Below are 2,086 nucleotides of genomic sequence, written 5' to 3'. Positions count from 1 at the left end.
CGCCCGGGTCACTCCTGTAACTCCGGGGGGAAATCCCTGCCGGTGTTCCCGGGGATCCCTGGGGAGCCGAAAATGAAGGTGGGACCTCTTCCGTCTCACCCGGCTGGAAGTCCTTTTCTCCTTGGGGAACCCCTTCCACCGGGACCGTCCTTTCTCCGCAGACCAGTTCCATCGGTAGGCCCGAGTATTGTACAAGCCTTATCGAGTCCAGGTATGCCAAGCTCCTGGGGGAAGTGGCAAGCTCGAAGGAAAAGCGATGATCTTCGGGGAATACCACCACCACCGATTCTTCGTTCTTTTCGGAGCTGGTGGAGACGCAGGCGCAATAAAGGGGAAGGTTGTCGGCGGCCATCCCGTCGACACATTTTCTCCAATCTTCCTTAACAGCGTCGGAAATTGGGGGTGAAGGTTCCTGCGGCGTCTCGATCTCCCCGGGGGAGGGCGGTTCACACTTCGCGTTCCCGGTTTCAGGTCCAGCCTCCTCTTCCATGGCAGGGACCTTTTCGGGCAGGGCTTCTTCCTTTATAAGCCCTATCGGTTCATCCTTTGCCCGAGGCGCCAGGAATAACCCGAGAAGCATGCCCAGGACGACTTCTCCCCTGAGACCATACCGTGCCCTAGGAAGGGTGGCCGAGCAGAAATCGAGAACCTTCCAGAGGTCGGACTCACTCCAATGTCCGGATTCGTTCCGGACGAAGGATTTATCCTCCTCGCTCAGCGGCAGGGAGTCGATTCCCTCTTCCTTCCACAAAACGGCGACAAGAATATCCCTGAAAAGAAGGAACAGCCCCTCAAGGAGGCGTTCAGCGGTCAGACCGCGCTGAAAAAGCTCCGATAAACCCCTGAAAGCTTCGGGACTCCCCTCTCTCAGGGCAGGGACCAGCCTCTCCAGGTCACTCCTCCCGCCCCCGCCGAGTATGCCCCTGATCTCCTCCAGCGAGACCGACGGCAGGCCCGTGGTCACCGCCTGCTCGAGCAAGGAGAGGGCGTCCCTAAGTGAACCGTCGGATTCCCTGGCAATTTCCCAGAGCGCTTCCTCTTCGATGGCCACCCCTTCCGAGGCCGACACTTTCGTGATGGTCTCCACGATGGCGGGGAGGGGTATGCGATGGAAGGGGATGTGTTGGCACCTGGAACGTATCGTCGCCGGGACCTTGTGGGGTTCCGTCGTGGCGAGTATGAACACCACGGTCTGGGGAGGTTCTTCCAGGGTCTTCAGAAGGGCGTTGAAGGCGGCCTCGGTGAGCATGTGCACTTCGTCGATGATGTAGACCTTGAACCTCCCGGAGAAGGGTGAAAGGGAGATATGCTCCTTAAGCTCCCTTATCTCGTCGATGCCCCTGTTGGAGGCTCCGTCAATCTCGATGACATCCAGGTTTTCCCCGGAGGCTATGGAAAGGCAGTTGGAACATTGCGCGCAAGGCTCCCCCTCATCATCGCGGTTGGTGCAATTCAGGGCCCTGGCTACGATCCTGGCAAGGGTGGTCTTGCCGCACCCCCTCGGCCCGGAAAAAAGATAGGCATGGCTGTTCTTCCCGCTCGCGATCTCCCTCCGAAGAAGGTTGACCGCCGCTTCCTGGGCCACGACCTCCGAGAAAACTCCCGGCCTGTGACGGCGGTAAAGGGATAGGTACATCTTATCGCCTCCCGTGGAGCATACTCTTCGTGGTTTGCTCTACCCGTTGTAATCGGCCACAGGGTGGATCATCCTCGCCCTGTGGAGCGACAACAGGATATTCTCCCTGAATTCTTCCAGCGAGGGCATGCCGGGCAGGAGGTCCTTTTCGGACGCAATCACTCCAAGGCCCACCCTCATCGCTTTTTCACCCCGGATCTCCTGGATAGTGACATCGTAGGGCTGGGTCTCCATCTGAAGATTTTTATCCAGCGACGCGGCCGCCCTCTTAATCAATTCATCGGCCCCTTCGACCTTGGGCGCCCGCCAAACCGGCTTCCCATCGATGCTGAGAAAGAGGAGGCCGTCCTCCTCTCCGGTCTGGATTCTCAACAGGCGAAGGGCTTTTTTCCTCTCCAAGGGCCATCCCCTCTCCCTGATGATGCTCTCCAGGCTCCTGATCCTATCCCT

The 2,086-nt window shown here is 58.9% G+C and carries 2 protein-coding genes; both read right to left on the bottom strand.

What is annotated here, in order from left to right; all coding sequences use genetic code 11:
• The coding region (gene dnaX / locus GX108_08095; GenBank protein ID NLO56991.1) for a DNA polymerase III subunit gamma/tau at positions 1 to 1,636 on the bottom strand (1,636 nt) is incomplete at its 3' end.
• Positions 1,637 to 1,675: 39 nt separating this feature from the next.
• On the bottom strand, positions 1,676 to 2,086 hold a 411-nt coding region (locus GX108_08090; protein NLO56990.1), incomplete at its 5' end, for a hypothetical protein.

This window comes from Thermovirga sp., from assembly GCA_012523215.1.
Taxonomy (GTDB): domain Bacteria; phylum Synergistota; class Synergistia; order Synergistales; family Thermovirgaceae; genus 58-81.
This window is presented reverse-complemented; position numbering and strand designations above follow the sequence as displayed.